25 protein-coding genes and 1 pseudogene are annotated in these 26173 nt (G+C 74.2%); 20 read left to right on the forward strand and 6 right to left on the reverse strand.

Features of this window, described 5'->3' with window-relative positions; translation table 11 throughout:
* Positions 1-79 precede the first annotated feature (79 nt).
* Complete coding sequence (locus ACIOFR_RS28310; protein WP_401002027.1) at positions 80-304, reverse strand: hypothetical protein; 225 nt, start codon at positions 302-304, stop codon at positions 80-82.
* Between the two features lie 29 nt (positions 305-333).
* Complete coding sequence (gene cofC / locus ACIOFR_RS28315) at positions 334-1014, reverse strand: 2-phospho-L-lactate guanylyltransferase (RefSeq protein WP_401002112.1); 681 nt, start codon at positions 1012-1014, stop codon at positions 334-336.
* 332 nt (positions 1015-1346) lie between these two features.
* Here cofC and ACIOFR_RS28320 point away from each other — a divergent pair, with 332 nt between their 5' ends.
* From ACIOFR_RS28320 to ACIOFR_RS28330, 3 genes are read left to right on the forward strand one after another with little or no spacing between them, the layout of a single operon-like run.
* Positions 1347-2165, forward strand: coding sequence for a lysophospholipid acyltransferase family protein (locus tag ACIOFR_RS28320; RefSeq protein ID WP_401002030.1), 819 nt, complete (start codon positions 1347-1349; stop codon positions 2163-2165).
* Positions 2162-3163, forward strand: coding sequence for an NAD(P)H-dependent glycerol-3-phosphate dehydrogenase (locus ACIOFR_RS28325; RefSeq protein WP_401002032.1), 1002 nt, complete (start codon positions 2162-2164; stop codon positions 3161-3163). Before ACIOFR_RS28320 ends, ACIOFR_RS28325 begins: the two co-directional genes overlap by 4 nt.
* Positions 3164-3204: 41 nt before the next feature.
* Positions 3205-4347 carry a D-alanine--D-alanine ligase family protein gene (locus ACIOFR_RS28330; protein WP_401002034.1) on the forward strand — a complete coding sequence of 381 codons (1143 nt, stop codon included), beginning with the start codon at positions 3205-3207 and terminating at the stop codon, positions 4345-4347.
* Positions 4348-4419: 72 nt separating this feature from the next.
* Here the strand turns inward: ACIOFR_RS28330 and ACIOFR_RS28335 are convergent, their stop codons facing one another.
* On the reverse strand, positions 4420-4926 hold the full coding sequence (locus tag ACIOFR_RS28335) for a DUF3515 domain-containing protein (protein ID WP_401002036.1): 507 nt from the start codon (positions 4924-4926) through the stop codon (positions 4420-4422).
* Between the two features lie 20 nt (positions 4927-4946).
* Complete coding sequence (locus tag ACIOFR_RS28340) at positions 4947-5180, reverse strand: Lrp/AsnC ligand binding domain-containing protein (RefSeq protein WP_363641437.1); 234 nt, start codon at positions 5178-5180, stop codon at positions 4947-4949.
* Positions 5181-5428: 248 nt separating this feature from the next.
* Between ACIOFR_RS28340 and ACIOFR_RS28345 the strand changes: the two genes are divergently transcribed.
* The 3 genes from ACIOFR_RS28345 (at position 5429) to thiD (ending at position 8461) form a co-directional block, all read left to right on the forward strand.
* On the forward strand, positions 5429-6397 hold the full coding sequence (locus tag ACIOFR_RS28345) for a thiamine-phosphate kinase (RefSeq protein ID WP_401002038.1): 969 nt from the start codon (positions 5429-5431) through the stop codon (positions 6395-6397).
* A gap of 202 nt (positions 6398-6599) precedes the next feature.
* Positions 6600-7625 (forward strand): ATP-dependent 6-phosphofructokinase, encoded by a 1026-nt coding sequence (locus tag ACIOFR_RS28350; protein WP_401002040.1) that lies wholly within the window; start codon positions 6600-6602, stop codon positions 7623-7625.
* 23 nt (positions 7626-7648) lie between these two features.
* Positions 7649-8461, forward strand: coding sequence for a bifunctional hydroxymethylpyrimidine kinase/phosphomethylpyrimidine kinase (gene thiD, locus ACIOFR_RS28355; protein ID WP_401002042.1), 813 nt, complete (start codon positions 7649-7651; stop codon positions 8459-8461).
* A gap of 140 nt (positions 8462-8601) precedes the next feature.
* Here thiD and rpmB read toward each other — a convergent pair whose 3' ends face one another.
* A complete protein-coding gene (gene rpmB / locus ACIOFR_RS28360; RefSeq protein WP_073813963.1) occupies positions 8602-8787 on the reverse strand; it encodes a 50S ribosomal protein L28 in 186 nt (61 codons plus the stop codon).
* Between the two features lie 307 nt (positions 8788-9094).
* Between rpmB and ACIOFR_RS28365 the strand changes: the two genes are divergently transcribed.
* From ACIOFR_RS28365 to mutM, 10 genes are all read left to right on the forward strand, one after another.
* Positions 9095-10732: a DAK2 domain-containing protein gene (locus ACIOFR_RS28365; RefSeq protein WP_401002044.1), complete on the forward strand. Its 1638-nt coding sequence runs from the start codon at positions 9095-9097 to the stop codon at positions 10730-10732.
* A 37-nt stretch (positions 10733-10769) separates the two neighbouring features.
* A complete protein-coding gene (gene recG / locus ACIOFR_RS28370; protein ID WP_401002046.1) occupies positions 10770-12971 on the forward strand; it encodes an ATP-dependent DNA helicase RecG in 2202 nt (733 codons plus the stop codon).
* Positions 12972-13065: 94 nt separating this feature from the next.
* The gene (locus ACIOFR_RS28375) at positions 13066-13497 is read left to right on the forward strand and encodes a hypothetical protein (RefSeq protein WP_401002048.1); all 432 of its coding nucleotides are present in this window, start codon (positions 13066-13068) and stop codon (positions 13495-13497) included.
* 64 nt (positions 13498-13561) lie between these two features.
* Positions 13562-14146, forward strand: coding sequence for a 16S rRNA (guanine(966)-N(2))-methyltransferase RsmD (gene rsmD / locus ACIOFR_RS28380; RefSeq protein WP_401002050.1), 585 nt, complete (start codon positions 13562-13564; stop codon positions 14144-14146).
* A 31-nt stretch (positions 14147-14177) separates the two neighbouring features.
* Entirely contained in the window at positions 14178-14663 is a 486-nt protein-coding gene (coaD, locus tag ACIOFR_RS28385) for a pantetheine-phosphate adenylyltransferase (RefSeq protein ID WP_401002052.1), read from the forward strand.
* Positions 14664-14854: 191 nt separating this feature from the next.
* Positions 14855-16045, forward strand: coding sequence for a cell division initiation protein (locus ACIOFR_RS28390; RefSeq protein WP_401002054.1), 1191 nt, complete (start codon positions 14855-14857; stop codon positions 16043-16045).
* Positions 16046-16210: 165 nt separating this feature from the next.
* Complete coding sequence (locus tag ACIOFR_RS28395; RefSeq protein ID WP_401002056.1) at positions 16211-16858, forward strand: YceD family protein; 648 nt, start codon at positions 16211-16213, stop codon at positions 16856-16858.
* Positions 16859-16860: 2 nt separating this feature from the next.
* On the forward strand, positions 16861-17034 hold the full coding sequence (gene rpmF / locus ACIOFR_RS28400; protein ID WP_030056747.1) for a 50S ribosomal protein L32: 174 nt from the start codon (positions 16861-16863) through the stop codon (positions 17032-17034).
* Between the two features lie 20 nt (positions 17035-17054).
* A complete protein-coding gene (rnc, locus tag ACIOFR_RS28405; RefSeq protein ID WP_401002058.1) occupies positions 17055-17843 on the forward strand; it encodes a ribonuclease III in 789 nt (262 codons plus the stop codon).
* Between the two features lie 19 nt (positions 17844-17862).
* Positions 17863-18723, forward strand: coding sequence for a bifunctional DNA-formamidopyrimidine glycosylase/DNA-(apurinic or apyrimidinic site) lyase (gene mutM / locus ACIOFR_RS28410; protein ID WP_401002060.1), 861 nt, complete (start codon positions 17863-17865; stop codon positions 18721-18723).
* 77 nt (positions 18724-18800) lie between these two features.
* Here the strand turns inward: mutM and ACIOFR_RS28415 are convergent, their stop codons facing one another.
* The gene (locus ACIOFR_RS28415; RefSeq protein WP_401002062.1) at positions 18801-19721 is read right to left on the reverse strand and encodes a hypothetical protein; all 921 of its coding nucleotides are present in this window, start codon (positions 19719-19721) and stop codon (positions 18801-18803) included.
* A gap of 255 nt (positions 19722-19976) precedes the next feature.
* Here ACIOFR_RS28415 and ACIOFR_RS28420 point away from each other — a divergent pair.
* The 4 genes and pseudogenes from ACIOFR_RS28420 to smc all read left to right on the forward strand — a co-directional run bounded on the left by ACIOFR_RS28420 (position 19977) and on the right by smc (position 26104).
* Positions 19977-21339, forward strand: a pseudogene (locus ACIOFR_RS28420) (hypothetical protein).
* A gap of 30 nt (positions 21340-21369) precedes the next feature.
* Positions 21370-21663 carry an acylphosphatase gene (locus tag ACIOFR_RS28425; protein ID WP_401002063.1) on the forward strand — a complete coding sequence of 98 codons (294 nt, stop codon included), beginning with the start codon at positions 21370-21372 and terminating at the stop codon, positions 21661-21663.
* Between the two features lie 399 nt (positions 21664-22062).
* Positions 22063-22266 (forward strand): hypothetical protein, encoded by a 204-nt coding sequence (locus ACIOFR_RS28430; RefSeq protein ID WP_401002065.1) that lies wholly within the window; start codon positions 22063-22065, stop codon positions 22264-22266.
* Between the two features lie 241 nt (positions 22267-22507).
* Entirely contained in the window at positions 22508-26104 is a 3597-nt protein-coding gene (gene smc, locus ACIOFR_RS28435) for a chromosome segregation protein SMC (RefSeq protein ID WP_401002067.1), read from the forward strand.
* Positions 26105-26173 lie beyond the last annotated feature (69 nt).

Genomic DNA, 26173 nt, shown 5'->3' on the forward strand with positions numbered 1-26173 from the left:
CACCGCGCTGTCCGGGCTGCTGCGTGGTCCGCACCGGCACCCGGACGAGGACTCCGCCGGAGCCGGGAATCCGCCGGAGTCAGGAATCCGCGCCCGGGTCGGGAAAGGTCTGCAGGGTCAGGAAGACCACCCGCCGGCTCTCGCCGCTGCCCTTGGTGCGGATCCGGACCCGCTGGCCGGGCCGCAGCAGACGCAGGCCGCCGGCCTCGAAGGCCGCCGCGTCGAAGGGCACCGGGGTGCCGTCGTCGAGCAGGACGGAACCCGCCCGGGTCGCGGCGTCGAAGGTGAACGAGGTGGCCTGCATGCCAGCAGCATAGCGAGCGCCCGGTGGGCTCAGACCAGGGTGGCGGCCACGGCGGCGGTGTGCGGTCCGACGCCGAGGACGAGCGCCTCGGCCAGGTCCGCACCGGTGTCGACGTCCCGGCGCACCGACGGCACGTCCGGGAGCGGGAGTTCACGCGCCCCGCCGGCGGCGTGCCGGTCCCGGGAGCCGGGGCCGAAGGCCGGCCGCAGGGCCCGTCCGGGCGGGCAGGCCAGCAGGGTGGTCCCGGTCCCCGGGGTGTCCGCGAGGAAGGCCCGGCGGCCGGGCGGTACGGAGGCCAGGACGCGGGCGAGTTCGGCCGCCCGCAGCGCCGGGAGGTCGGCGGAGAGCGTGGCCAGGGGGGCGTGCGGAGCGAACAGGCGCGCTCGCGCTGCGCCGTGCGCCAGTGCGGGGTTGAGCCCGCCGCGCCGGCCGTCCGGTTCGTCCCCGACCACCGTCGCGCCGAGCGCGGCGACGCCGGCGGCCACCACGGAGTCTCCGGTCACCACCAGCACCCGGCCCACCAGCGGGCAGTCCAGTGCGGCCCGCACGGTGTCCAGGGCGAACGCCAGGGCCAGCTCGGCCCGTCGCGGCCCGGCGAACGGTCCGAGTCGGCTCTTGGCCAGTGCGAGGGGCTTCACGGGCAGCACCAGTGACCAGCGGGGCACGGCCGCGGCCCCGCCGCCGCGGCCGGGCGGGGAGGGAGCAGGCATGAGCGGCCCGGCGGGGCGTACGGTGTCCTCGGTCATCGGCGCCATTGTGGCGCCGGGCCCGGAGCCCTGGCCAGCCGCATCGCCCGTCCGGCGTGCGGTTGCTCACGTGCCCGCCGTTGACGGGCAAGTCCGCTCGACAGCCGGTGCGCCCGCGGGTGAGACTGGTCCGCGCCCCGGGGCGGCTGCCGGCCGTCGGACCGGGAGGGCCGCAGGTCGGCCGTCACCACCGGTGGCAGCCGGGGGACCGGGCCGCCGACCCCGACCGGTGAGACCGGGAGGCGAGGGAACACGTGCGGCACCCCGGGTGCCGCACCCGATGAGGAGGAGCTGGGGTGGCCCGCCGCTCGTACGCCAGGTTCGGCAACGCCGACTACGGCATCTGGTACCGCTTCGCGGCCGTTCTGGTGAAGCCGGTGACCACCGCCCTGGTGAAGCCGGACTGGCGCGGATGGGAGCACCTCCCCCAGGAGGGCGGCTTCCTGGCGGTGGTGAACCACAACTCGGTCATCGACCCGGTGGTCTACGCGCACTGGCAGTACAACAGCGGGCGTCCGCCTCGGATACTCGGCAAGTCCCAGCTGTTCTCCGTGCCGTTCATCGGGTTCATGCTCCGCAAGACCGGCCAGATCCCCGTGTTCCGGGAGTCCACCGACGCCGCCGAGGCGTTCCGGGCCGCGATCGACGCGGTCGAGCGGGGCCAGTGCGTGCAGTTCTACCCGGAGGGCACGCTCACCCGGGACCCGGACCTGTGGCCGATGACCGGCAAGAGCGGCGCCGCCCGGGTCGCGCTGATGACCGGCGCGCCGGTCATCCCGGTGGCGCACTGGGGTGCGCACGAGATCGTCCCGCCCTACGGCCGGGGCGGGAAGAGCAAGTTCAACCTCTTTCCCCGGCACCGGGTGACGGTCGCCGCCGGACCGCCGGTGGACCTCAGCCGCTACCAGGGCAAGGAACTCACCGCGCAGGTGCTGCGCGAGGCCACCGAGGACATCATGGCCGCGATCACCGAGGTGCTAGCCGGCATCCGGGACGAGCAGCCCCCGGCCGAGCGCTACGACATGCGCCGGGCCGCCCGGGAGCGGGCCGCCGCGGCGGCCGGCAAGCGCGAGCGCGCGGCCGGCGAGGACGACACCGAGGAGCAGGCCCAGTGACCCGTTGCGCCGTGTTCGGGAACGGCTCCTGGGGAACCGCGTTCGCGATGATCCTGGCCGACGCCGGCTGCGAGGTCTCCCTGTGGGGACGCCGCAAGGAGCTCGCCGACGCCATCAACCAGACCCGGGTCAACCCGGACTACCTGCCCGGGGTCCGGCTGCCCGACGCCGTCCGGGCCACCGCCGACCCCGCCGAGGCGATGGCCGGCGCGGACTTCGCGGTGCTGGTGGTGCCCTCGCAGACGCTGCGCGAGAACCTCGCCGCCTGGGCGCCGCTGCTCGGCCCGAGCACGGTGCTGGTCAGCCTGATGAAGGGCATCGAACTCGGCACTGCCAAGCGGATGACCGAGGTGCTGCAGGAGGTCGCCGGGGTGGGCCCCGAGCGGGTCGCCGTGGTCAGCGGGCCCAACCTGGCCCGGGAGATCGCCAACCGCCAGCCGGCCGCCACCGTGGTCGCGTGCACCGACGAGTCGGTGGCCAAGCGGCTCCAGACGGCCTGCCACACGCCCTACTTCCGCCCGTACACCAACACCGACGTGGTCGGCTGCGAGCTCGGCGGCGCGGTCAAGAACGTGATCGGCCTGGCGGTCGGCATGGCCGACGGCATGGGCCTGGGCGACAACACCAAGGCCACCCTGATCACCCGCGGCCTGGCCGAGACCACCCGGCTCGGCGTCGCGCTCGGCGCCGACCCGCTCACCTTCGCCGGCCTGGCCGGCATGGGCGACCTGGTGGCCACCTGCTCCTCGCCGCTGTCCCGCAACCACACCTTCGGCACCAACCTGGGCCGCGGCATGACCCTGGAGCAGGCCGTCGCGGCGACCAGCCAGACCGCGGAGGGCGTCAAGTCCTGCGAGTCGGTGCTCGACCTGGCCCGGCGCAGCGGCGTCGACATGCCGATCGTCGAGGCCGTGGTCGACGTGGTCCACAACGGGCGGCCGACCCACGAGGTCCTGAAGGGCCTGATGGCGCGTTCGGCGAAGCCGGAGCGTCGGTGACAGGACTCCGGAAACATCCGCACGGTAGTCTCAAAAGCGATATGAGCATCGAAAAGACCTCCCCGGACCACGCGGCCAGGCCGCGCGTCGCGATCGTCTTCGGCGGCCGCAGCTCCGAGCACCCCATCTCGGTCGTCACGGCCGGCAGCGTGCTCAGGGCGATCGACCGGAGCAAGTACGAGGTGCTGCCGATCGGCATCACCCATGAGGGCCGCTGGGCCCTGGTCGGCGACGAGCCCGACCGGATGGCCATCTCCGGCGGCCGGCTCCCCGACGTTGACCAGGTCGCCGAGTCCACCGAGGGCCAGGTGGCGCTGCCGGGCAGCCCCGCCAGCCGCGAGGTGGTCTGGAGCGAGCCCGGCGCCGCACCCAAGGTGCTCGGCGAGGTGGACGTGGTCCTGCCGCTGCTGCACGGCCCCTGGGGCGAGGACGGCACCGTGCAGGGCCTGCTGGAGCTCTCCGGGGTGCCGTACGTCGGCTCCGGCGTGCTGGCCAGCGCGGCCGGCATGGACAAGGAGTACACCAAGCGGATCCTCGCCTCGCACGGCATCGGCGTGGGCGACTGGACGGTCGTCCGGCCCCGCGAGTGGGAGAGCGAGCAGGGCCGCGCCGCCGCCCGCGAGCGGATCGCCGCGCTCGGCCTGCCGCTGTTCGTGAAGCCCTGCCGGGCGGGTTCCAGTATGGGCATCACCAAGGTCAAGGACCTGGCCGCGCTGGACGCCGCGATCGAGGAGGCCCGCCGCCACGACCCGAAGATCATCGTGGAGGCCGGGGTCACCGGCCGCGAGATCGAGTGCGCGGTGCTGGAGTTCGAGGACGGCCCGCGGGCGAGCGTGCCGGCCGAGATCCTGGTCGGCGGGGACTTCGAGTTCTACGACTTCGAGGCCAAGTACATCGACTCCTCCGAGGTCGAGATCCCGGCCCGGCTGGACGCCGCCCAGACCGCCGAGATCCGCCGCCAGGCCGTCGAGGCGTTCGAGGCCCTCGGCTGCGAGGGCCTGGCCCGGGTCGACTTCTTCCTGCTGGAGGACGGCAACTGGATGGTGAACGAGATCAACACCATGCCCGGCTTCACCCCCATCTCGGCCTACCCGAAGATGTGGGAGGCCAGCGGGGTCCCGTACCCGGAGCTGATCGACCGCCTGCTGCAGGCCGCCCTGCGGCGCCCGACCGGCCTGCGCTGAGCCCGCGGCCGGCCCGCCGGACGTCAGGAGCGGGCCCCGCAGAGGCGGGGCCCGCTCCGCCCGGCCACGGTCTCAGAGGCCGGCGGGGACGGTGGCCTTGATGGCGTCGGCGAACGAGCCGAGCGGGTCGGTGTAGTTCGGGTAGGCCCCCTTGGGCACCTCGATCTCGACGTACGCCTTGCGCAGCGTCGTGACGAAGCGGTAGCCGCCGTCCGGCGTTCCGGACATCCCCCACTGCACGTCGTTGACCTCGGGAGACTGCTTCAGCGGGTCGTCGTCCAGGTAGCCCGGCCGGTCGATGCCGCAGCGCAGCACCGTCCGGGGCGAGCTGCCCCACGCGGCGGTGTACGGCGACGCGGGGGAGGGGTCCTCACGCGGGTGCCCGAGGACCGTCCCCGGCAGCGCCTTGTCCAGCGCGGCGCAGTAGTCGGCGGCCCCGGCCCGGGGCACCGGCGGGGCCACCTCCGAGGGGGCGGCCCAGACGAAGGGCAGCGCGACGACCCCGGTCAGCAGCACCGCGGGCAGGGTGAGCCAGCGGACCGGGGCGGGCAGCGTGCTCAGGCGGGAAGTCAGCTTCACCCGCCGATGCTAACCGGGCCTTACAGGTTCACCACCGGACAGGTCAGGGTCCGGGTGATGCCCTCGACCTGCTGGACCTGGGCGACGACCATCCGTCCCAGGTTGTCCATCGTGTCGGCCGCGGCGCGGACGATCACGTCGTACGGTCCGGTGACGTCCTCGGCGGTGAGGACGCCCTCGATCTTGGAGATGGACTCGGCCACGGCCGTCGCCTTGCCCACCTCGGTCTGGATCAGGATGTATGCATGGACCACAGGGACCTCCAGGCGGCTCGGGAACGGAGATCGCCCTCCGGGGACCGGCCAGGGGTGCTGCGGCGGGCCGACCGGCAGGCTGGATCACCACGCTACCGCGCGGTGGCGCCGGTACGGGAGACCCTTGCCGGGCCCGAGGGCGTACGCTGCGCGCGGGGGCGCGCGGGACCACGGGTCGGCGCAGGCGTTCCGACCACGGCCGCGGAGCCATCCGCAGGCCCGGACGACGTGAGTTGAGAGGACGGCAGATGCAGGGGACCGTGGGCGAGCTCGGCGAGTTCGGACTCATCCGGGAGCTGACCGCCAGGTTGCCGATGACCCCGTCCGTCGAACTCGGGCCGGGCGACGACGCGGCCGTCGTCAAGGCGCCCGACGGGCGGGTGGTGGCCACCACCGACGTCCTGATCGAGGGCCGGCACTTCCGCCGGGACTGGTCCACCGCCTACGACGTCGGCCGCAAGTCCGCCGCCCAGAACCTCGCCGACGTGGCCGCCATGGGCGCCGTGCCGACCGCCATCCTGCTCGGCCTGGTCGCCCCCGCCGACCTGCCCACCACCTGGGCCACCGAGCTGATGGACGGGCTGCGCGACGAGTGCCAGGTGGCAGGTGCCACCGTGGTCGGCGGGGACGTGGTCCGCGGCGAGACCATCACCCTGGCCATCACCGCACTGGGGGACCTGCAGGGCCGGGCCCCGGTGCTGCGCTCCGGAGCCCAGGTCGGCGACGTGGTCGCGGTGACCGGCTGGCTGGGCTGGTCGGCCGCCGGACTGACCGTGCTGCAACGGGGGTTCCGCTCGCCGCGGGCCTTCGTCGAGGCGCACCGGCGCCCCGAACCGCCGTACCACGCCGGCCCCGCCGCCGCCGACCTCGGCGCCAACGCGATGGTGGACGTCAGCGACGGCCTGGTCGCCGACCTCGGCCACGTGGCCCGGGCGAGCGGGGTCGACATCGACCTGCGCGCGGCCGACTTCGACGTCCCGGCGCAGATGGCCGACATCGGCCAGGCGGTCGGCGTGGACCCGCTGCTGTGGGTGCTCTCCGGCGGCGAGGACCACGCGATCGTCGCCACCTTCCCCAAGTCCGTCCAGCTGCCCGCCCGTTGGCGGGTGGTCGGCGAGGTGGTGCGGACCGCGCGGGCGGCCCGCGGCGGCCGGGTCACCGTCGACGGCGCCCCCTGGGACCGGGCCGGCGGCTGGGACCACTTCGCCGACGCCTAGTCCGCGCTCCGGACCCCGGCCGCCGCCGCGCGGGCCGGTGGCGCGGGAGCGGCCCGGAAAGGGGCGAATTGCGTAGGCTTGCGCTGTCGGCGCCGGTCCGCCCTACCCCGCCGGTGCCCGACTGCACGGGTCCATCGACTCGGGGCCGCTCGGGGCCGCGCCCGGCCTGCGGGGCCCCACGGAGCGGAAGAGCACAGCCACCATGCGCATCGGTGTTCTGACCAGCGGCGGCGACTGCCCCGGCCTCAACGCGGTGATCCGGTCGGTGGTGCACCGCGGCACCGACGTCCACGGCGACGAGATCGTCGGGATCGAGGACGGTTTCCGGGGCCTGATCGAGGGCCGCTCCCGGGTGGTCTCGCACGACGACGTCACGGGCCTGCTCACCCTCGGCGGCACCATCCTCGGCTCGGCCCGGGTGCACCGCGAACGGATCGACTGGGCCGTCGACAACGCCCGGATCCTGGCCCGCAACATCGGCATCGACGCGCTGATCGCGATCGGCGGCGAGGGCACCCTGACCGCCGCCAGGAGGTTCAGCGAGGCCGGGCTGCCGGTGGTGGGCGTCCCCAAGACCATCGACAACGACATCGACGCCACCGACGTCACCTTCGGCTTCGACACCGCCGTCCACGTCGCCACCGACGCGATCGACCGGCTGGCGACCACCGCCGAGTCGCACCAACGGGTGCTGGTGGTCGAGCTGATGGGCCGCCACACCGGCTGGATCACCCTGACCGCGGGGGTGGCGGGCGGCGCCCACGGGATCCTCATCCCGGAGAAGCCCTTCGACATCGAGGGCGTCGCCCGGATGATCGAGGAACGGTTCAGGCGCGGCAAGAAGTTCGCCATCATCGCCGTCGCGGAGGGCGCCCGGCCGCTGCCCGGCACGCTGCGCTTCGAGCACGGCCAGGTCGACCAGTACGGCCACCAGACCTTCGGCGGCATCGGCACCCGGCTCGCCAACGAACTGGAGGGCCTGCTCGGCAAGGAGGCCCGGCCGGTCATCCTCGGCCACACCCAGCGCGGCGGCACGCCCACCGCGCGCGACCGGGTGCTCGCCACCCGGTTCGGCTGGCACGCCGTGGAGGCCGTCCACAAGGGTGCGTTCGGGCACTTCACCGCGCTGCGCGGCAGCGACATCCGGCTGGTCTCGATCGGTGAGGCCGTCACCCGGCTCAAGACCGTCAGCGAGGACCGCTGGTCGGAATCGGAGGCCGTGCTCTGAACGGCTGCCGGTAGGTTGGCCGCATGGTTTCGACAGCTCCTCCCCCCTCCGCGCCCCCCCGGGTGCTCACCGTGGCCGGCTCGGACTCCGGCGGCGGCGCCGGCATCCAGGCGGACCTCAAGGCGATGCTCGCGCTCGGCGTGCACGGCATGAGCGTGATCACCGCCGTCACGGCGCAGAACTCGATCGGCGTCCAGGGCTACTGGGAACTCCCGGCGGAGGCCGTCCGCGCGCAGTTCCGCAGCGTCGTCGACGACATCGGGGTGCAGGCGGTGAAGACCGGCATGCTGGCCTCGGTCGAGCTGGTCTCGGTGGTCGCCGAGCTGCTGGCCGGCGTGGACGCCCCGGTGGTGGTCGACCCGGTCGGGGTCTCCAAGCACGGCGACGCGCTGCTCGCGGCCGAGGCCGTGGCGACCGTCCGGGAACAGCTGCTGCCGGTCGCCACCCTGGCCACCCCCAACCTCCACGAGGTGACCCAGCTCACCGGCATCGAGGTCACCGGGCAGCGGGACATGCGGGCCGCCGCCGACGCGCTGCTGGCCCTCGGGCCGCGCTGGGTGCTGGTCAAGGGCGGCCACCTGGAGGGCGAGGCCGCCGACCTGCTGGTCGGCCGGGACGGAACGGAGCACTGGTACCGCGCACCGCGCTACGACAACCGGCACACCCACGGCACCGGCTGCACCCTCGCCAGCTCGATCGCGGCCGAGCTCGCCAAGGGCGGCGCGGTGCCCGACGCGGTCGCCGCCGCCAAGGAGTACATCACCGGCGCCATCGCCGCCGGCTTCCCGCTGGGCGCCGGGATCGGCCCGGTCGACCACGCCTGGCGCTGGCGCTGAGCCCGGACGCGGACAGCACTGAGGGGGTCAGGAGGAAGACCTCCTGACCCCCTCAGTGCCGTGCGGTCCGGAAAGACAGAGCAGCCGACCCACCCGAGGATGGATCGGCTGTCCGGAGGACCGGCTTACCGGTCTGCGCGTCAGCGCGAGACCTTACCGGCCTTGATGCACGAGGTGCAGACGTTGAGCCGCTTCGGCGTCCGCCCAACCACAGCGCGCACCGTCTGGATGTTGGGGTTCCAACGACGAGGGGTACGGCGGTGCGAGTGGGAGATGCTGTTGCCGAAGCCCGGCCCCTTGCCGCAGACGTCGCAGTTGGCAGCCACAGGAGTCACTCCAAGACTTCAGATCAGGTACGTTCGAAAACCCCGGCTGAGCGACCGCCCCCACTCATCGTGGGTTGAATCGGTTCAAGGGGTGAGCCCGGGTTGTTCCAGGCAACCGGAGAAGCATACAACGGCCGCTCCCGCCCAACGAAACTACCATGCTCAGGGCCGTGATCGTTCCCCGCGGCAGGTCCGGGCGCCCGGGGGCCGCGCGGGCGGGCCGGGGCCGGGCACCGATAACCTGCCAGCATCGCCCTAGCCACCGCGTTCAGTCGCGTTCCCGTGGCGTTCACCCGGAGGAGACCTGGTGCTGGACACGCTCGACGCCCCGGCCGTCCGCACCTGGTACCGGCTCTCGCTGGCCGCCCTCGGCGAGGCCCGCGAGGAGATCGACGCGCTCAACGTCTACCCCGTGCCCGACGGCGACACCGGCACCAACCTCTACCTCACCGTCGAGTCCGCCGCGGCCAACGCCGAGACCTGCTTCGCGCAGCACCCCGAACCCGGCCTCGGCCCCGCGATGGCCGCCGTCGCCCGGGGCGCGCTGATCGGCGCCCGCGGCAACTCCGGGGTGATCCTCGCCCAGTGGCTGCGCGGCCTCGCCGCCACCCTCGCCGACGGCGGGGCGCCCGCCCAGCTGCGCCTCGCCCTCGCCGGCGCCGCCGAGGCCGCCTACCAGGCGGTCGCCGAGCCCGTCGAGGGAACGCTGCTCACCGTCGCCGCGGCCGCCGCCCGGGCCGCCTCCACCGGCCCCGACACGCCCGACACCCTCGCCGCCGTCGCCGAGGCCGCCTACCTGGCCGCCCGCGAGGCCCTGGTCCGCACCCCGCTCCAGCTGGACGTCCTGGCCGAGGCCGGGGTGGTGGACGCCGGCGGACGCGGCCTGGTGGCCGTCCTCGGCGCCCTGCTGGACGCCGTCAGCGGACAGAGCCCGATGGGCCCGGTGGCGCTGCGCCGCGAGTCGGCCGTGCCCGCCCCGGACCCGCAGCCCGGCTGCGACGGCCACGAGCGCCCGCCCGGCCCGGGCCACCCCGCCTTCGAGGTGATCTACCTGCTGGACGCCCCCGACGACGCGCTGCCCACCCTGCGGGCCCGGCTCGCCGCGCTCGGCGACTCCCTGGTGGTCGGCGGCGGCGACGGCCTGTGGACCGTCCACGTGCACGTCGACGACGCCGGCGCCGCGGTCGAGGCCGGGGTCGAGGCCGGCCGCCCGCACCGGATCAGGATCACCCACTTCGCCGAGGCCGCCGCCCGGCAGGGCGAGAGCACGGTCCCCACCCCCCAGGGCCGGGTCGTGCTCAGCGTGGTCACCGGCAGCGGCCTCGCCGAACTCTGCGAACAGGCCGGCTCCGCGGTGCTCCCCGCCGACCCGGACCGCCCGCCGGTCAGCGGCGAACTGGTCGAGGCCGTCCGCCGCTGCGCCGCCCGCGAGGTGGTCCTGCTGCTCAACGACCCCGAACTGCGGGCCGCCGCCGGGGCCGCCGCCGACCAACTGCGCGAGGAGGGGCTGCGGATCGCCGTCCTGCCGACCCGCTCCCCGGTCCAGGGGCTGGCGGCGCTCGCCGTGCACGAGGTCTCCCGCCGGTTCGACGAGGACGTGGTCGCGATGACCTCCGCCGCCGGCGCCACCCGGTACGCCGAACTCGCCGTCGCCGAAGGGGAGTCCTGGACGATGGCCGGCGTCTGCCAGGCCGGCGACGTGCTCGGCCTGATCGACGGGGACGTCGCCGTGATCGGCGCCGACCTCGCCGACACCGCCGTCACCGTGCTCTCCCGGATGCTCGCCGCCGGCGGCGAACTCGTCACCCTCGTGCTGGGCGAGGCGGCCACCGACGAGCTGGCCGACCTGCTGGTGACCCACGCCCGCCGGCAGCGCCCCGAGGTCGACACCTTGGTCTATCGCGGCGGCCAGGAATCGGCTCCGCTGCTCATCGGGGTGGAGTAGGCCGCACTGTCCGCCCGGTGGTGTCCAATAGGTGCTGATGGGCGCTCTCGATGAACCACTGACCAAGCTGGTCGGCGACCGCACCGCCAAGGTGCTGGCCGACAGCCTCAAGCTGCGCACGGTCGGCGACCTGCTGCACCACTATCCGCGCCGGTACGTCGAACGCGGCTCGCTCACCAGCCTCGACGAGCTGGAGGTGGACGAGCACGTCACCGTGCTGGCCCGGATCGAGAAGGTCACCCTGATCCCCTTCAAGGGCCGCAAGGGCGACCGGCTCGAGGTGGTGGTCACCGACGGGCGCAGCCGGCTCAGCCTGGTCTTCTTCAACCAGGGCTGGCGGCAGAAGGAGCTGCGCCCCGGCGCCCAGGGCCTGTTCGCGGGCAAGGTCGGCCTGTTCAACCGCACCCGGCAGCTCGCCTCGCCGGACTACCAGCTGCTGGACGAGGAGGCCGACTCGGACGCCGCGCGGCAGTTCGCCGGACGGCTGATCCCGGTCTACCCGGCCAGCGCCCAGCTGCCCAGCTGGAAGCTGTCCCTGTGCGTGCAGACCGCCCTCGACAAGCACCTCGGCGACGTCGGCGAACCGCTGCCCGCCGCCCTGCGCGACAAGCACGAACTCATCCCGCTGCCCGAGGCGCTGGAGCTGATCCACCGCCCGCGCAACCAGGCCGAGCGCGAGCGCGCCCAGAGCCGGCTGCGCTGGGACGAGGCCTTCGTCCTCCAGGTCGCGCTGGCCCGGCGCCGGGCCGCGGACTCCGCGCTGCCCGCGGTCGCCCGCCGCCCGGGCCCGGGCGGGCTGCTCGACGCCTTCGACGCCCGGCTGCCGTTCACCCTCACCGAGGGGCAGCAGAAGGTCTGCGGCGAGATCTTCGCCGACCTGGCGAGCGAGCACCCGATGCACCGGCTGCTCCAGGGCGAGGTCGGCTCCGGCAAGACCCTGGTGGCGCTGCGCGCCATGCTCGCGGTGGTGGACGCCGGCGGCCAGGCCGCCCTGCTGGCCCCCACCGAGGTGCTGGCCCAGCAGCACCACCGGTCGATCGTCGAGATGATGGGGGACCTCGCCGAGGGCGGCATGCTCGGCGGCTCCGAACTGGGCACCAAGGTCGCCCTGCTGACCGGTTCGATGGGTGCGCCGGCCCGCCGCCAGATGATGCTCGACATGGCCTGCGGGGACGCCGGCATCGCGATTGGCACCCATGCGCTGATCGAGGACAAGGTGCAGTTCCAGGACCTGGGCCTGGTCGTCGTCGACGAGCAGCACCGCTTCGGCGTGGAGCAGCGCGACGCCCTGCGGGCCAAGGGCGGACAGCCCCCGCACCTGCTGGTGATGACGGCCACGCCGATCCCGCGCACGGTCGCCATGACGGTCTTCGGCGACCTGGAGACGTCCGTCCTGGACCAGCTGCCGGCCGGCCGCTCGCCGATCTCCAGCCATGTGGTGCCCGCGGTGGAGAAGCCCAACTTCCTGGCCCGCGCCTGGGAGCGGGTGCGCGAGGAGGTCGGCAAGGGCCACCAGGCGTACGTGGTCTGCCCCCGGATCGGCGACGAGCCGCCGGACGCGAAGAAGAAGCGCCGGGCGACGCCCGACGACCCCGAGGACCTCGGTGCCGCGAGCGACGACCGGCGGCCGCCGCTGTCCGTGGTGGAGACCGCCGAGATGCTCACCAAGGGCCCGCTGGCCGGGCTGCGGGTGGAGATCCTGCACGGCCGGCTGGCGCCGGACGCCAAGGACGAGGTGATGCAGCGCTTCACCGCCGGGCAGGTGGACGTGCTGGTCGCCACCACGGTGATCGAGGTCGGCGTCAACGTCCCCAACTCCACGGTGATGGTCATCATGGACGCCGACCGCTTCGGCGTCTCCCAGCTGCACCAGCTGCGCGGGCGGGTCGGCCGGGGCAGCGCGGCGGGCCTGTGCCTGCTGGTCAGCGACATGCCGGCGGGCAGCTCCGCGCGGGCCCGGCTGGACGCGGTGGCCGGCACGCTGGACGGCTTCGAGCTGTCCCGGATCGACCTGGAGCAGCGCCGCGAGGGCGACGTGCTCGGGCAGGCCCAGTCCGGGGTGAAGTCCTCGCTGAAGGTGCTCTCCGTGCTGGAGGACGAGGAGGTCATCGCCACCGCCCGGGAGGAGGCCACCGTCCTGGTGGCCGAGGACCCGGACCTCGCCCGCCACCCGGAGCTGCGGACGGCGCTGGAGAGCCTGCTCGACGAGGACCGCGCCGAGTACCTGGAGAAGGGCTGACGGTACGCCAACTGTCAGTGCCGGCGGTGATGATGGCCGTATCAGGGCGCGCCCGGCGGGTGCGCCGTCGGCACGGCGTCCAGGGGGTTCTGTCATGGCACTGCGTCAGATCGGCGAGATCCCGTTGGGCGGCGCGGCGGGCGGCACCGTCCTGCGGGTCGAGGCCGCCGGCCCGGGCGGCCGCGAGGTGGTGCTGAGCGTCGTCGGGCCCGGCGCCTCGGGCCGGCTCCGGCTGCCGGTGGAGGACGCGGCCGGTCTGCGCGGCGCGCTCGACCGCGTCCTGGCCGCGGTCGCGACCGCGGTCGGGGAGCGCCCGGCCGCGCCACCGGAGGCGGACCTGGTCCGGCGGTTCCACGCGGGGGAGAGCGTCGCGCGGATCGCCGCCCGCTACGGCCGGACGCCGGACGCCGTCCGGGCCCTGCTGCGCGGGCTCGGCCACGACCCGCGCCACCCCGAGCACTGCCCGCTGGCGACGGCCGCCCCGCGGGTGGCCGTCGGCGTGCCCGCCGCGGCCGGCGGGGCCTGAGGACGCGGCCCGGCGGCGAATCCGGATAGCGTGGTGGTGCCTGACGGAAAGGACCTACCACCTCATGACCCGCGTGATCGCCGGCACGGCCGGCGGCCGCCGGCTGGCAGTGCCGCCCGGCCGGACCACCCGCCCGACCTCCGACAAGGCGCGGGAGGCGATGTTCTCCACCCTCGCCGCCCTGCGCGGCACCGTCCACGGGGCCCGGATGCTCGATCTGTTCGGCGGTTCGGGCGCGGTCGGCCTGGAGGCGCTGTCCCGGGGCGCCGAGCACGCGCTGCTGGTCGAGTCCGACCCGTCCGCCGCCCGGGTCATCCGGGAGAACGTCCGCACCCTCGGCCTGCCCGGCGCCGAGGTGCGCGCCGACCGGGCCGAGCGGGTGATCGCGCAGGGCCCGCCCGGGGCGCCGTACGACCTGGTCTTCCTCGACCCGCCGTACGCGGTGACCGACGAGGAGGTGCGGGAGATGCTGATCACACTCGGCTCGGGGGGCTGGCTCAGCGAGGACGCACTCGTCACCGTGGAACGCAGCACCCGGGGCGGCGAGTTCGGCTGGCCGGAGGGGATCGAGCCGCTGCGCTCCCGCCGCTACGGCGAAGGCACCCTCTGGTACGGTCGCGCCGCCGCCGAGGGCGACCGACACCCGTAGCACCTGGAACCCCCACAAGGGAGCACACGACATGCGCCGCGCCGTCTGTCCGGGGTCCTTCGACCCCATCACCAACGGGCACCTCGACATCATCGGGCGGGCCTCGAAGCTGTACGACGTGGTCCATGTCGCCGTGCTGATCAACAAGAACAAGCAGGGCATGTTCAGCATCGAGGAGCGCATCGCGCTGATCGAGGAGACCTGCGCCCGCTACGGCAACATCGAGGTCGAGTCGCACAGCGGCCTGCTGGTGGACTTCTGCCGGGAGCGCGGGATCCCGGCCATCATCAAGGGCCTGCGGGCGGTCAGCGACTTCGACTACGAGCTGCAGATGGCGCAGATGAACCACGGCCTGACCGGCGTCGAGACGCTCTTCGTACCCACCTCGCCGACCTACAGCTTCCTGTCGTCCTCGCTGGTCAAGGAGGTCGCGTCGTACGGCGGCGACGTCTCCCACCTGCTGCCCGAGACGGTGAACCGGCAGCTCGTCGCGCGGATCGCCGAGCGCCGGGGCTGATCCGGCGAACCGGGGCACTCCTGGCGAACCATCACATCCCGTCCGCCTGTCGGGTGGCGCGGACACCCTCGGCGTTGTGAGCTCCGGGCGCAGTGGCCGTACAGTCTGTACTCCCGCCCCGTGGGCGATGCCGAGCCGACGGGGACTGCCTCCGCCGCACCTCGGCGGCACACGGAAAGACTGATGCGCCCGTGGACGTGCAGCAGAAACTCGACGAGATCGTCGCCGTGGTGGAGAACGCCCGCGCGATGCCGATGTCGGCATCCTGCGTGGTGAACCGGGCCGAACTGGTCGGGCTGCTCCGTGACCTGCGCGAGACCATGCCGGCCGAGCTGGCCCAGGCCCAGTCGGTGGTCGCCGACCACCAGCAGATGGTCGCCGACGCGCAGGCCCAGGCCGACCAGATCATCCGCGGTGCGCACGACGAGCGCGGTTCGCTGATCTCCGACACCGAGGTGGTCCGCCAGGCCCAGGCCGAGGCGGACCGGGTCCTCGCCGAGGCCCGCGCCGAGGCGCACACCAAGCGCGCCGAGGCCGACGACTACGTCGACAGCAAGCTCGCCAACTTCGAGGTGGTCCTCACCAAGACCCTCGGCGCGGTCGGCCGCGGCCGCACCAAGCTGCGCGGTGCGGCGGGCGTCTACGAGCCGGAGGCCGGGGGCGACGGCGACGGCGAGGAGTTCCAGCCGCACGCTACCCCCAGCCCCGAGGTGGACGAGTACGTCGATGTGAAGCTGGCCACCCTGGAGGCCGTCCTCAGCAAGACCCTGGAGGCGGTCGGCAAGGGCCGTGACACCCTCCTGGGCAAGGCCCCGATCGACGAGCTGGGTGCCTACCTGGCCGCCGCCGACGAGGCCCAGCAGCTGAAGAACCGTGCCGAGGCGGTGGCCGCCGGGTTCGCGGAGGACGGCGAGGAGCAGCCCTGGTACCGCGAGGAGGTCCCGCAGCAGCAGAGCTGGCCGGACCAGACCCCCGCCGCGGCCGGCTGGCAGGCGCCCGGCGAGGAGCCGTACGCGGCCCCGCAGTACGCGGAGGTCTACGGCGGCGGCTACGAGCCGTCCGGCGCCCCGCAGACCGACCAGTGGGGCAACCCGCAGCCCGACGCCGGCGCCGGCGGCCCGTACGGCTACCCGCAGCCCGGCTACCCGGGGCAGGACGCCGCGGCCGGCCACGACCCGTACTACCAGCAGCAGCCCGGCTACCCCCAGGTCCAGCAGTTCGACGCCTGGGGCAACCCGGTGCCGGACGCGGGCTACCAGCAGGGACAGCAGCAGGCCCAGGGGCACCCGCAGGTGCCCCAGCAGACCGGTCTGGACGAGACCAGCTTCTTCGACACCAGCATGATCGACATGACCAGGCTGCGGGAGCTCGGCGGCCGCTGAGGCCGTCCGGAGCGGGACCGAAGTTGGGCCTGGCCGCACTCTCCGGTAGTCTGACCACTCGGCCTGTTCCGGGGCCGTCTGCTGCCCGCAACACGGCGGCAACGCACTCTCAAGCTCGCTAGCGACCGCACCCACCGTGTGTCGCCACCAGGAAGTCAGGACACCTTGAACCGCCTCGACCACCGCGACCCGCTCGTGTTCGACACGCATGAGCTCGGCCGTCGCCCCGGTTCGCTGCGCAGGGTCTCCCGCACCGTGGCGGCCCCCGAGGGGCTGGGCATCGAGGACGTGATCGCCGTCCCGGAGGCCGCCGAGATCGCCGTCGAGCTGCGGATGGAGTCCGTGGTCGAGGGCGTGCTGGTGACCGGCACCGCCGAGGCCCACGTCGAGGGTGAGTGCGTGCGCTGCCTGGAGCCGCTGGACGACGACCTGGCGGTCGACTTCCAGGAGCTGTACTACTACCCGGAGTCCGACGACCGCGGCCGCGGCCGGACGACGGGTGCCGACGAGGACCTCGACGAGGACTCGGACGAAGATACTTACCGCCTGGAGGGCGATTTCTTCGACCTCCAGCCGGTGCTGCGTGACGCGGTGGTGCTCGCACTGCCGCTGCAGCCGGTGTGCCAGGAAGACTGCCTGGGACTGTGCGCCGAGTGCGGTGCACGCCTGAGCGACGACCCGTCGCACCACCACGACGCCGCCGACCCCCGGTGGGCGGCACTGCAGGGACTCTCCGCCGCCCCCGGCGACGAGGGTGACGGAATCAAGAACAGCGGTACCCGTGAGGGTCTCGCCGAGAACCAGGAGAAGTAGCCGTGGCTGTTCCGAAGCGGAAGATGTCGCGCAGCAACACGCGCCACCGCCGTTCCAACTGGAAGGCCGTCGTTCCGGCCCTCGTGGCGTGCGACCGCTGCCACGAGCCGAAGCTCGGTCACATCGCGTGCCCCAGCTGCGGCACGTACAACCGCCGCCAGGTCCTCTCGGTCTGATCGGCAGGGTGCACGGATCGATGTCGGAGAGCAACTCCCCCCGTAAGCAGGCTCCCAGCGTGAAGGACTCTTCCAACGGGACCAGGGGCAGTGGGCCGGCCTCGACCGAATACGACGTCCTGGAAGGGCGCCTCGGGTACACGCTCGAGCGCGCCCTTCTGGTACGTGCCCTCACTCACCGCTCGTACGCGTACGAGAACGGCGGGCTGCCCACCAACGAGCGCCTGGAGTTCCTCGGCGACTCGGTGCTGGGCCTGGTGGTGACCGACACCCTCTACCGCCTCCACCCGGAGGTCGCCGAGGGCACGCTCGCCAAACTCCGCGCCGCGGTGGTCAACTCCCGCGCGCTCGCCGAGGTCGGCCGCGGCCTGGACCTCGGTGCCTTCATCCGGCTCGGCAAGGGTGAGGAGGGGACCGGAGGACGCGACAAGTCCTCGATCCTCGCCGACACCGTCGAGGCCGTGATCGGCGCCGTCTACCTGGACCGGGGCCTGGACGCCGCCACCGTGTTCGTCCACCGGCTGTTCGACCCGTTGATCGCGGAATCCGCGCAGCTCGGCGCCGGCCTGGACTGGAAGACCAGCCTCCAGGAGCTCACCGCCTCGGTGGGCATCGGAGTGCCGGAGTACGTGGTCGCCGAGTCCGGTCCGGACCACGAGAAGACCTTCACCGCCGCCGCCCGCGTGGCCGGCGAGGACTTCGGGCACGGCACCGGCCGCTCGAAGAAGGAAGCCGAGCAGAAGGCCGCGGAGAGCGCCTGGCGGGCCATCAAGGCCAAGTACGCCGACGACCGCCCCGGCGCCGCCTGACCAGGCCGGGGGGCCCGACGTGCCTGAACTTCCCGAGGTCGAGGTGGTCCGCCGCGGCCTGGCCCGCTGGGCCGCCGGCCGCACCGTCGCCGAGGTCGAGGTCCTGCACCCGCGCGCCGTGCGCCGCCAGCCCGGCGGCGCCGGCGAGTTCACCGCCCGGCTCACCGGCAGCACCCTCGGCGAGGCCCGGCGCCGCGGCAAGTACCTCTGGGTACCGCTGGGGGAGGGCCAGTCCATGATCGGCCACCTCGGGATGAGCGGCCAGCTGCTCGTCCAGGACCCCTCGGTGCCCGACGAGACCCACCTGCGGGTCCGGCTGCGCTTCACCGACCTCGGTCGCGAACTGCGCTTCGTCGACCAGCGGACCTTCGGCGGCCTGGCCGTCGAGGAGTCCGAGCCCGAGGACCCCGAGCACACCCCGGTCTCCATCGCGCACATCGCCCGCGACCCGCTCGACCCGCGCTTCGACGACGCCGCGTTCATCACCGCGCTGCGGGCCCGACGCACCACGGTCAAGCGGGCCCTGCTGGACCAGACCCTGATCAGCGGCGTCGGCAACATCTACGCCGACGAGTCGCTCTGGCGCTCCTCGCTGCACTACGACCGGCCGACCGCCACCCTGACCCGCCCGCAGGCCGCCCGGCTGCTCGGCCACGCCCGGGACGTCATGGGCGCGGCACTGGCCGTCGGCGGCACCAGCTTCGACAGCCTCTACGTCAACGTGAACGGCGAGAGCGGGTACTTCTCCCGCGAGCTGGACGCCTACGGGCGGGAGGGCGAGCCCTGCCGCCGCTGCGGCACCGCGATCCGCCGGGCCGCCTGGATGAACCGCTCCAGCTACTTCTGCCCGCGCTGCCAGCGCGTCCCGCGGCCCCGCTAGATCCGGGCCCCGGCCCGTTCGGCGCCCGCACGGCGTCCGCACGGCACGGCGCCCGGCCGGTACGGCGTCCGGCCCGCTCAGCGCCCGGCCCGCTCGGGGAGCTTCGGCTGCGCGCCGTGCTCCTCGGCCTCGCTCTGGCCGAAGTAGGCCACCCCCACCGCGCTCACCACCGCGAGCACGAAACCGAACACGGCGAGCCAGCCGAGGCCCTCCCGCGAGGTGTCGCCCAGCCACACCACGCCGACCACCCCGGGCACCACCGTCTCGCCGACCACCAGGGCCGCCGTCGCCCCGTTCACCGACCCCACCTGCAGGGCCACCGTGTGCAGGTACATCCCGCCGATGCCGCCGACCAGGATCGCGTACAGCGCCGGGTCGGCGAGCAGCTGCGCCAGGTCGAACGGCTCGACGCCGTTCAGGATCCGCACGCCGACGCCCAGCGCACCGAAGCCGAGCCCGGAGAGCAGGCCCGCCACGATCGCCCCGCTGCGGCCCAGCCGCCGCACGATCAGGCTGCCGCCGGCGATCAGCACCACCGAGCCGATCAGCAGCCCCCAGTGGAAGGACATCGCCGCGTGGTGGCCGCCCTCCGGCCCGGCGGCGGCGGCCAGCATCACCAGCGCCCCGCACAGCACGGCGATCGAGATCCACTCCAACTGCTTGAGCCGCAGCCCGAGCAGCTTGATGCTGAGCAGGGCGGTGATCACCAGGTTGGCGCTGATGATGGTCTGCGAGAGGAACAGCGGCAGCAGCCGGGCCGCCAGTGCACCGAGCCCGAAGCCGATCAGGTCGAGCACGGTGCCGACGATGAACTCCCAGGTCACCGCCGCCTTCGCGGTCGAGGACAGGCTCGGCCCGCCGTGCTCGGTCGCACCGGCCCCGGCGCCCCGGGCGGCCACCTCCTCGCGCGCCGACCGCCGGGTGCCGACGGCCTGCAGGACGGATCCGGTGCCGTAGCAGACGGAGGCCGCCACGGCAGTGACGAGTCCGATGATCACCAGGTGCTCCGATCAGGGGCGGGCCGTGGGCGCCGGCACGGGCCGTGGGCGCCGGAGTCGGCCGGGGCGGAAGGGGTCGGCGGTGGGCCGGGGCGCGACGCTCGGCGACGGGCCGGGCGCCGGGAGGGCAGGCACCACTATGCCTGGTCCGGGCGGCAGATGATCTACCCGGCCCGGAAGACCGGCCGGTCGGCGGGGGACGGGTCGACCTGAGGTATCGGCACACCCCCCTCCCCGCCGAGTACCGTCGGTCCCATGAGAACCATCACCCGCCGGATCCCGGGCACCGCACCCGCCGCCCTGTTGGCGGCGCTGCTCGGGCTGCTCGGGCTGCTCCTGGCCCTCGCCGGTCCGGCCGCCACCGCCTCGGCCGCCTCCGGGGTCGACCAGGCGGCGAGCGCCCTCAAGCAGGGCCGGGTCTACGTCGACCCGGCGATGACCGGCCGGTTCTCCGAGGCCCAGGCGGCCGCGCTCACCCAGCGGATCGAGCGGGCCGACAAGCCGGTCTTCGTCGCGGTCGTCCCGGCCAGTGCCGACTACCCGGCCGCGACGGTCGCCCAGGACCTGCGGACCGAGGTCGGCATCGTCGGCGTCTACGCGATCTGGCGCGGCGACCAGTTCAAGGCCTTCGCCGACCGCCAGGCGCTGGCCCCCGGCACCGCAGACCGGATCGCCGGCGCGGCCGCCCGCTCGCACCCCGGCGACATCGCCGGCACCCTCGACGACTTCGTCGCCCAGGCCGCGAACCAGACCAGGGGCCACGGCGTCGACTCCGGCGGGATCAGCACCGCCGCGATCGTCGTGCCGATCGCCCTGCTCGGCCTGGCCGGCGCCGGCACCTTCCTGCTGCTGCGCCGCTCCAAGCGGCGCCGGCTGGCCCGCGAGCAGGCCGAGCTGGCCCAGCTGCGGACGGTCGTGGACGAGGACATCACCGCCTTCGGCGAGGAGCTGGACCGGCTGGAGTTCAGCCCCGGCGCCGCGGACGCCGACGACGTCCAGCGCGCCGACTACACCCACGCCCTGGACGCCTACGAGCGGGCCAAGCGGACCATGGACGCGGCCGCGCGGCCCGATGACGTCCGCCCGGTCACCGAGGCCCTCGCCGACGGGCGCTTCGCGCTGGCCACGCTGGCCGCCCGGCGCGAGCACCGGGCCCTGCCCGAGCGCCGGGTGCCGTGCTTCTTCGACCCCCGGCACGGCCCCTCGGTCGAGGACGCCGACTGGGCCCCCGCGGGCGGCGCGGCGCGCTCCGTCCCGGTCTGCGCCGCGGACGCGGCCCGGCTGGCGGACGGCCTGGACCCGGACATCCGCACCGTCCGCACCGACCACGGCGACCAGCCGTACTGGAACGCGGGCCCGGCCTTACAGCCCCTGGGCGGGCGGGTACTTCGGCTCCGGCGTCCTGCCGGGCCTGCTGGTCGGCACCATGCTGGGCTCGATGATGTCCCCCGGGACGGCCTGGGCCGCCTCCGACGGGTTCGACGGCGGCAGCGGGGTCGAGGCCGGCGACTACTCGGGCGGGGACTTCAACCCCTCCGACTTCGGCGGCTTCGGCGACTCGGGCGGCGGTGGCGGGGACTTCGGCGGTGGGGGCGGCGGCGACTTCGGCGGCTTCTGAGCCCTCCGGCCCGGCGGATAGGGTCGTCGCATGCACGGTCACCACAGTCAGCAGCCGGTCCGGGTCACCGCGTGGGTGCGCGGGAAGGTCCAGGAGGTCGGGTTCCGCTGGTGGACCAGGGCCCGTGCGCTGGAGATCGGCCTCACCGGCTACACCAGCAACCTGTCCGACGGCCGGGTGCAGGTGGTGGCCGAGGGCCTGCACGCCGAGTGCGAGGAACTGCTCGCGCTGCTGCGCGGGCCGGGCACTCCCGGCCAGGTCAGCGGCGTGACCGAGATCTGGAGTGCGACCGGCGGCGGCTACGACGGCTTCGCCATCCGCTGACTCCGGGGGCGGATCCCCCGCTCGGGGCAACTGCCGGTGTCATGCGGTTGCCATCCGGGCAGACTCGTGGTTGACTCCGCTCCGTGCAGTGATCCACGGGGCTCGGGCCCGTCGGTGGGCCCGCCCCCGCCCCGCGGCGTGACGTTCCGCCGTGCAGGTGACAGGGGCGCGGTAGCGTGCGGTGATCGTGTTGACCCGTACCGTCTTTGGTGAGACTCTGGAAACCCGCGCACACGTCCACGTTTTCCCGGTCGGGTCGATCCGCCGTGGGCCCAGCTCACTGCGGTTGTCCCGGGGTGCCCAGCCAGCACAGCCGGTCGCGTCGTCGGGTGCGTGTTCCCTTCCCCCTAGACCAGTACCGCTCCCGGTTCGGTCACTCAGCGTGGAGGACCATACATCATGGCAAAGGCGCTTCTCGGGTACGTCGGCGGCCCCGACCCGCGAATGCTCTCCGAGATGCGACGGCTCCAGCAGCGCGTCCAGGATCTGGAGGCCGAGCTCAGCCGGCTCCAGACGGAGAACGACGCACTGATTGCTGTCGCTGACGAGCACTCGCTGCTCAGCAGCATCGAGCTGGATCACCGGGAGCCCGCGCTCACCTGATCCCGCCCAATCCTCGCAGATCGACGCTGTTGTGCACTGAGCTTCCCGATCAGGGATGCAGCCTGCAAGGGACGTCCTGGTGACGTCCCTTCGTCGTGTCCGGCCATCAGTCGCATGCGGTCTTTTTCGGTAAAGGTGCCCAACCGCGGCGTGGCCAAACCGCCTCCTGACCACTCGCCGTCCGCGCTGCCGGATACAGTCGCCAGCAGAGCCGGAACGCCGAGGTCAGGAGGGCACGCGGGTGCACCTGAAGAGTCTGACGCTCCGCGGATTCAAGTCCTTCGCCTCGGTCACCACCCTGCGCTTCGAGCCGGGGATCACCTGCGTGGTCGGGCCGAACGGCTCCGGCAAGTCCAACGTCGTCGACGCGCTCTCCTGGGTGATGGGCGAGCAGGGCGCCAAGTCGCTGCGCGGCGGCAAGATGGAGGACGTCATCTTCGCCGGGACGAGCGGGCGCGCCCCGCTCGGCCGGGCCGAGGTCAGCCTGACGATCGACAACACCGACGGCGCCCTGCCGATCGAGTACTCCGAGGTGACGATCACCCGGACGATGTTCCGCAACGGCGGCAGCGAGTACGCACTGAACGGCTCCACCTGCCGGCTGCTGGACATCCAGGAACTGCTCTCCGACTCCGGCATCGGCCGCGAGATGCACGTGATCGTCGGCCAGGGCCAACTGGACTCGGTGCTGCACGCCGACCCGATGGGCCGGCGCGCCTTCATCGAGGAGGCGGCCGGCGTCCTCAAGCACCGCAAGCGCAAGGAGAAGGCGCTGCGGAAGCTGGACGCGATGCAGGGCAACCTCAACCGCGTCCAGGACCTCGTCGCCGAACTGCGCCGCCAGCTCGGCCCGCTCGGCCGGCAGGCCAGGATCGCCCGCCGGGCCGCCGGGATCCAGGCCGAACTGCGCGACGCCCGGCTGCGCCTGCTCGCCGACGACCTGCTCACCCTGCGGCGGGCCGTCGAGGTCGAGATCGCCGACGACCTCGCCCTGAGACTGCGCCGCTCCACCGTCGAGCAGGAACTGGCCGCCGCCCAGCAGCGCGAGGCCGTCCTGGAGGCCCAGGTCGAACAGCTCGGCCCGCAGCTGGAGGCCGCCCGACAGACCTGGTACCGGCTCTCCTCACTGACGGAGCGGACCAGGGGGACCGTCGGCCTGGCCGAGGCGCGGATCCGACACGCACAGGGCAGCGGGCAGGCCCAGGAACGGCCCGGCCGCGACCCCGAGGAGCTGGAACGCGAGGCCCGGCGGATCCGCGCGGAGGAGGAGGCGCTCGCCCGGGCCCTGGAGGAGGCGCACGACGCGCTGGCCGAGGCCGTCGAGGAACGGGCCGCGCTGGAGCGCTCCCTCACCGAGGAGGAGCACCGGCTGAAGGCCGCCGCCCGGGCCATCGCCGACCGCCGCGAGGGGCTGGCCCGGCTCCAGGGGCAGGCGGCGGCCGCCCGCTCGAAGGCGGCCGGCGCCGAGGCCGAGATCGGCCGGCTGACCGAGGCCAGGGACGAGGCGGTGCTACGGGCCGAGGCCGCCCGGCAGGAGTACGAGCTGCTGCGCGAGCAGGCCGATCACGTGGAGGCCGGCGACGAGCGGGCCGAGGCCGCCGACCGGCAGGCCCGGGAGGCCCTCGCCGGGGCCGAGCGGAGGCTGTCCGTCGCGCGGGAGGAACTGGGCGCCGCCGAGCGCGAGCGCGCCGCCCTGACCGCGCGCCACGAGGCCCTGGCCATGGGCCTGCGGCGCAAGGACGGCAGCGGCGCACTGCTCGACCGGGGTGCCGCGGCCGGCGTGCTCGGCCCGGTCGCCGAACTGCTGGTCACCGAACCGGGGTACGAGGTCGCCCTCGCGGCCGCGCTGGGTGCGGCGGCGGACGCCGTCGCGGTGGACGGGGTGGCGGCGGCCGCCGAGGCGCTCGGCCGGCTGCGCGCCGAGGAGGCCGGCCGGGCCGCGCTGCTGATCGCCCGGTCCCCGACGGCGGGGGAGCCGCCGGCCCTGCCGCCGGGTGCGCGCCGGGCGGTCGACCTGCTCGGCGGACCGGCCGGCCTGCTGGCCGCGGCCGCGGTGCTGCTGGAGCACACCGTCCTGGTGGCGGACCTCGACCAGGCCCGCCGACTGGTCGCCGCGCGACCGGAGTTGACGGCGGTGACCGCCGACGGCGACCTGCTGTCGGCCGGTTTCGCCCAGGGCGGTTCGGCCGGTGCGCCGAGCCAGCTGGAGACGCAGGCGGCGGTGGCGGAGACCGCCCGGCTGATCGAGGAGGCGGAGCGGCGCCACGCGGCGGCGGCGGCCGCGCGCGAGGAGGCCGCCGAGAGCCGGCGCCGGAGCGCGGCGGAGCTGGAGGAGCTGACCGCCCGGCGGCGCCTGGCCGAGCGTGAACGGGCCCAGCTGGCCGGTTCGCTGGGGCGCCTGGGCGGTCAGGCCAGGGCGGCCGAGGGCGAGGCGGAGCGGCTGGCCGGCGCGGCGGCCCGGGCCGAACAGGGCCTGGCCGAGGCCCAGGCAGCGGCCCGGGAACTGGCCGAACGGCTCGCCACCGCCGAGGAGTTCGCCGAGAGCGGCGAGCAGGAACCGGACCCCGCCGAGCGGGACCGGCTGGTCGACGCCGGGGTGGCGGCCCGGCAGGCCGAGATGGAGAGCAGGCTGTCCGTGCGCACCCACGAGGAGCGGGGCCGGGCGCTGGCCGGCCGGGCCGACCAGCTGGACCGGGCGGCCCGGGCCGAGCGCGCCTCCCGGGTCCGGGCGGCCGAGCTCCGCGAGCGGGCCCGGCACGAGGAGGCCGTGGCCACCGCCGTCGCGGCCGGCTCTCGGCAGCTGCTCGGCCACCTGGAACGCTCGCTCGCGCTCGCCGAGGCCGAACGCGCCGCGGCCGAGCAGGCCAGGGCCGCCCGCGAGAGCGAGCTGCGGACCGGGCGCGAGGCTGGCCGGGAGCTCAAGGCCGAGCTGGACCGGCTGGTCGACGCCGGCCACCGGGACGAGGTGCTGCGCGCCGAGAAGCGGCTGCGGATCGAGCAGTTGGAGGCCAGGGCGCTGGAGGAGTTCGGCATCGAGGGCGGCGAACTGCTCGCCTCGTACGGCCCGGACACCCTCGTCCCGCCGCCGCTCCCCGAGGAGGGCGAGGAGCCGGGCGAGCCCGTCGGGTACGTCCGGGCCGAGCAGGAGAAGCGGCTGAGGGCGGCCGAGCGGGCCCACCAGCAGCTGGGCAAGGTGAACCCGCTGGCGCTGGAGGAGTTCGCGGCGCTGGAGGAGCGGCACCGCTTCCTGGGGGAGCAGCTGGACGACCTGCGCAGGAGCCGGCGCGACCTGATGGACATCGTGCGGGACGTGGACGTGCGGGTGGAGCAGCTCTTCACGGCGGCGTACCACGACACCGCGGCGCAGTTCGAGGGCGTGTTCTCGCGGCTGTTCCCCGGCGGTGAGGGGCGGCTGGTGCTGACCGACCCGGACTCGATGCTGACCACCGGCGTCGAGGTGGAGGCCCGGCCGCCGGGCAAGAAGGTGAAGCGGCTGTCCCTGCTGTCGGGCGGCGAGCGCTCCCTGACAGCGGTGGCGCTGCTGGTCGCCATCTTCAAGGCGCGGCCCAGCCCGTTCTACGTGATGGACGAGGTGGAGGCGGCGCTGGACGAGACCAACCTGCGCCGGCTGGTCTCGATCATGGAGGAGCTGCGGGAGAGCTCCCAGCTGATCGTGATCACCCACCAGAAGCTGACCATGGAGTCGGCCGACGCGCTCTACGGCGTGACCATGAAGGGCGACGGCATCTCCCAGGTGATCAGCCAGCGGCTGCGCGAGGAGCACCGCCGACGGCCCGCGCCGCCGCGGCGGCCGGAGGCTGCGGTCGGCACGGACTGACCCCGCCCCTGCGCCGCACCGGCTGCGGCAGACGGGCGGAAGGTGACACAGGCCGCGAATGTCACCGTT

Source organism: Kitasatospora sp. NPDC088346, from assembly GCF_044740765.1.
Classification (GTDB): Bacteria; Actinomycetota; Actinomycetes; order Streptomycetales; family Streptomycetaceae; genus Kitasatospora.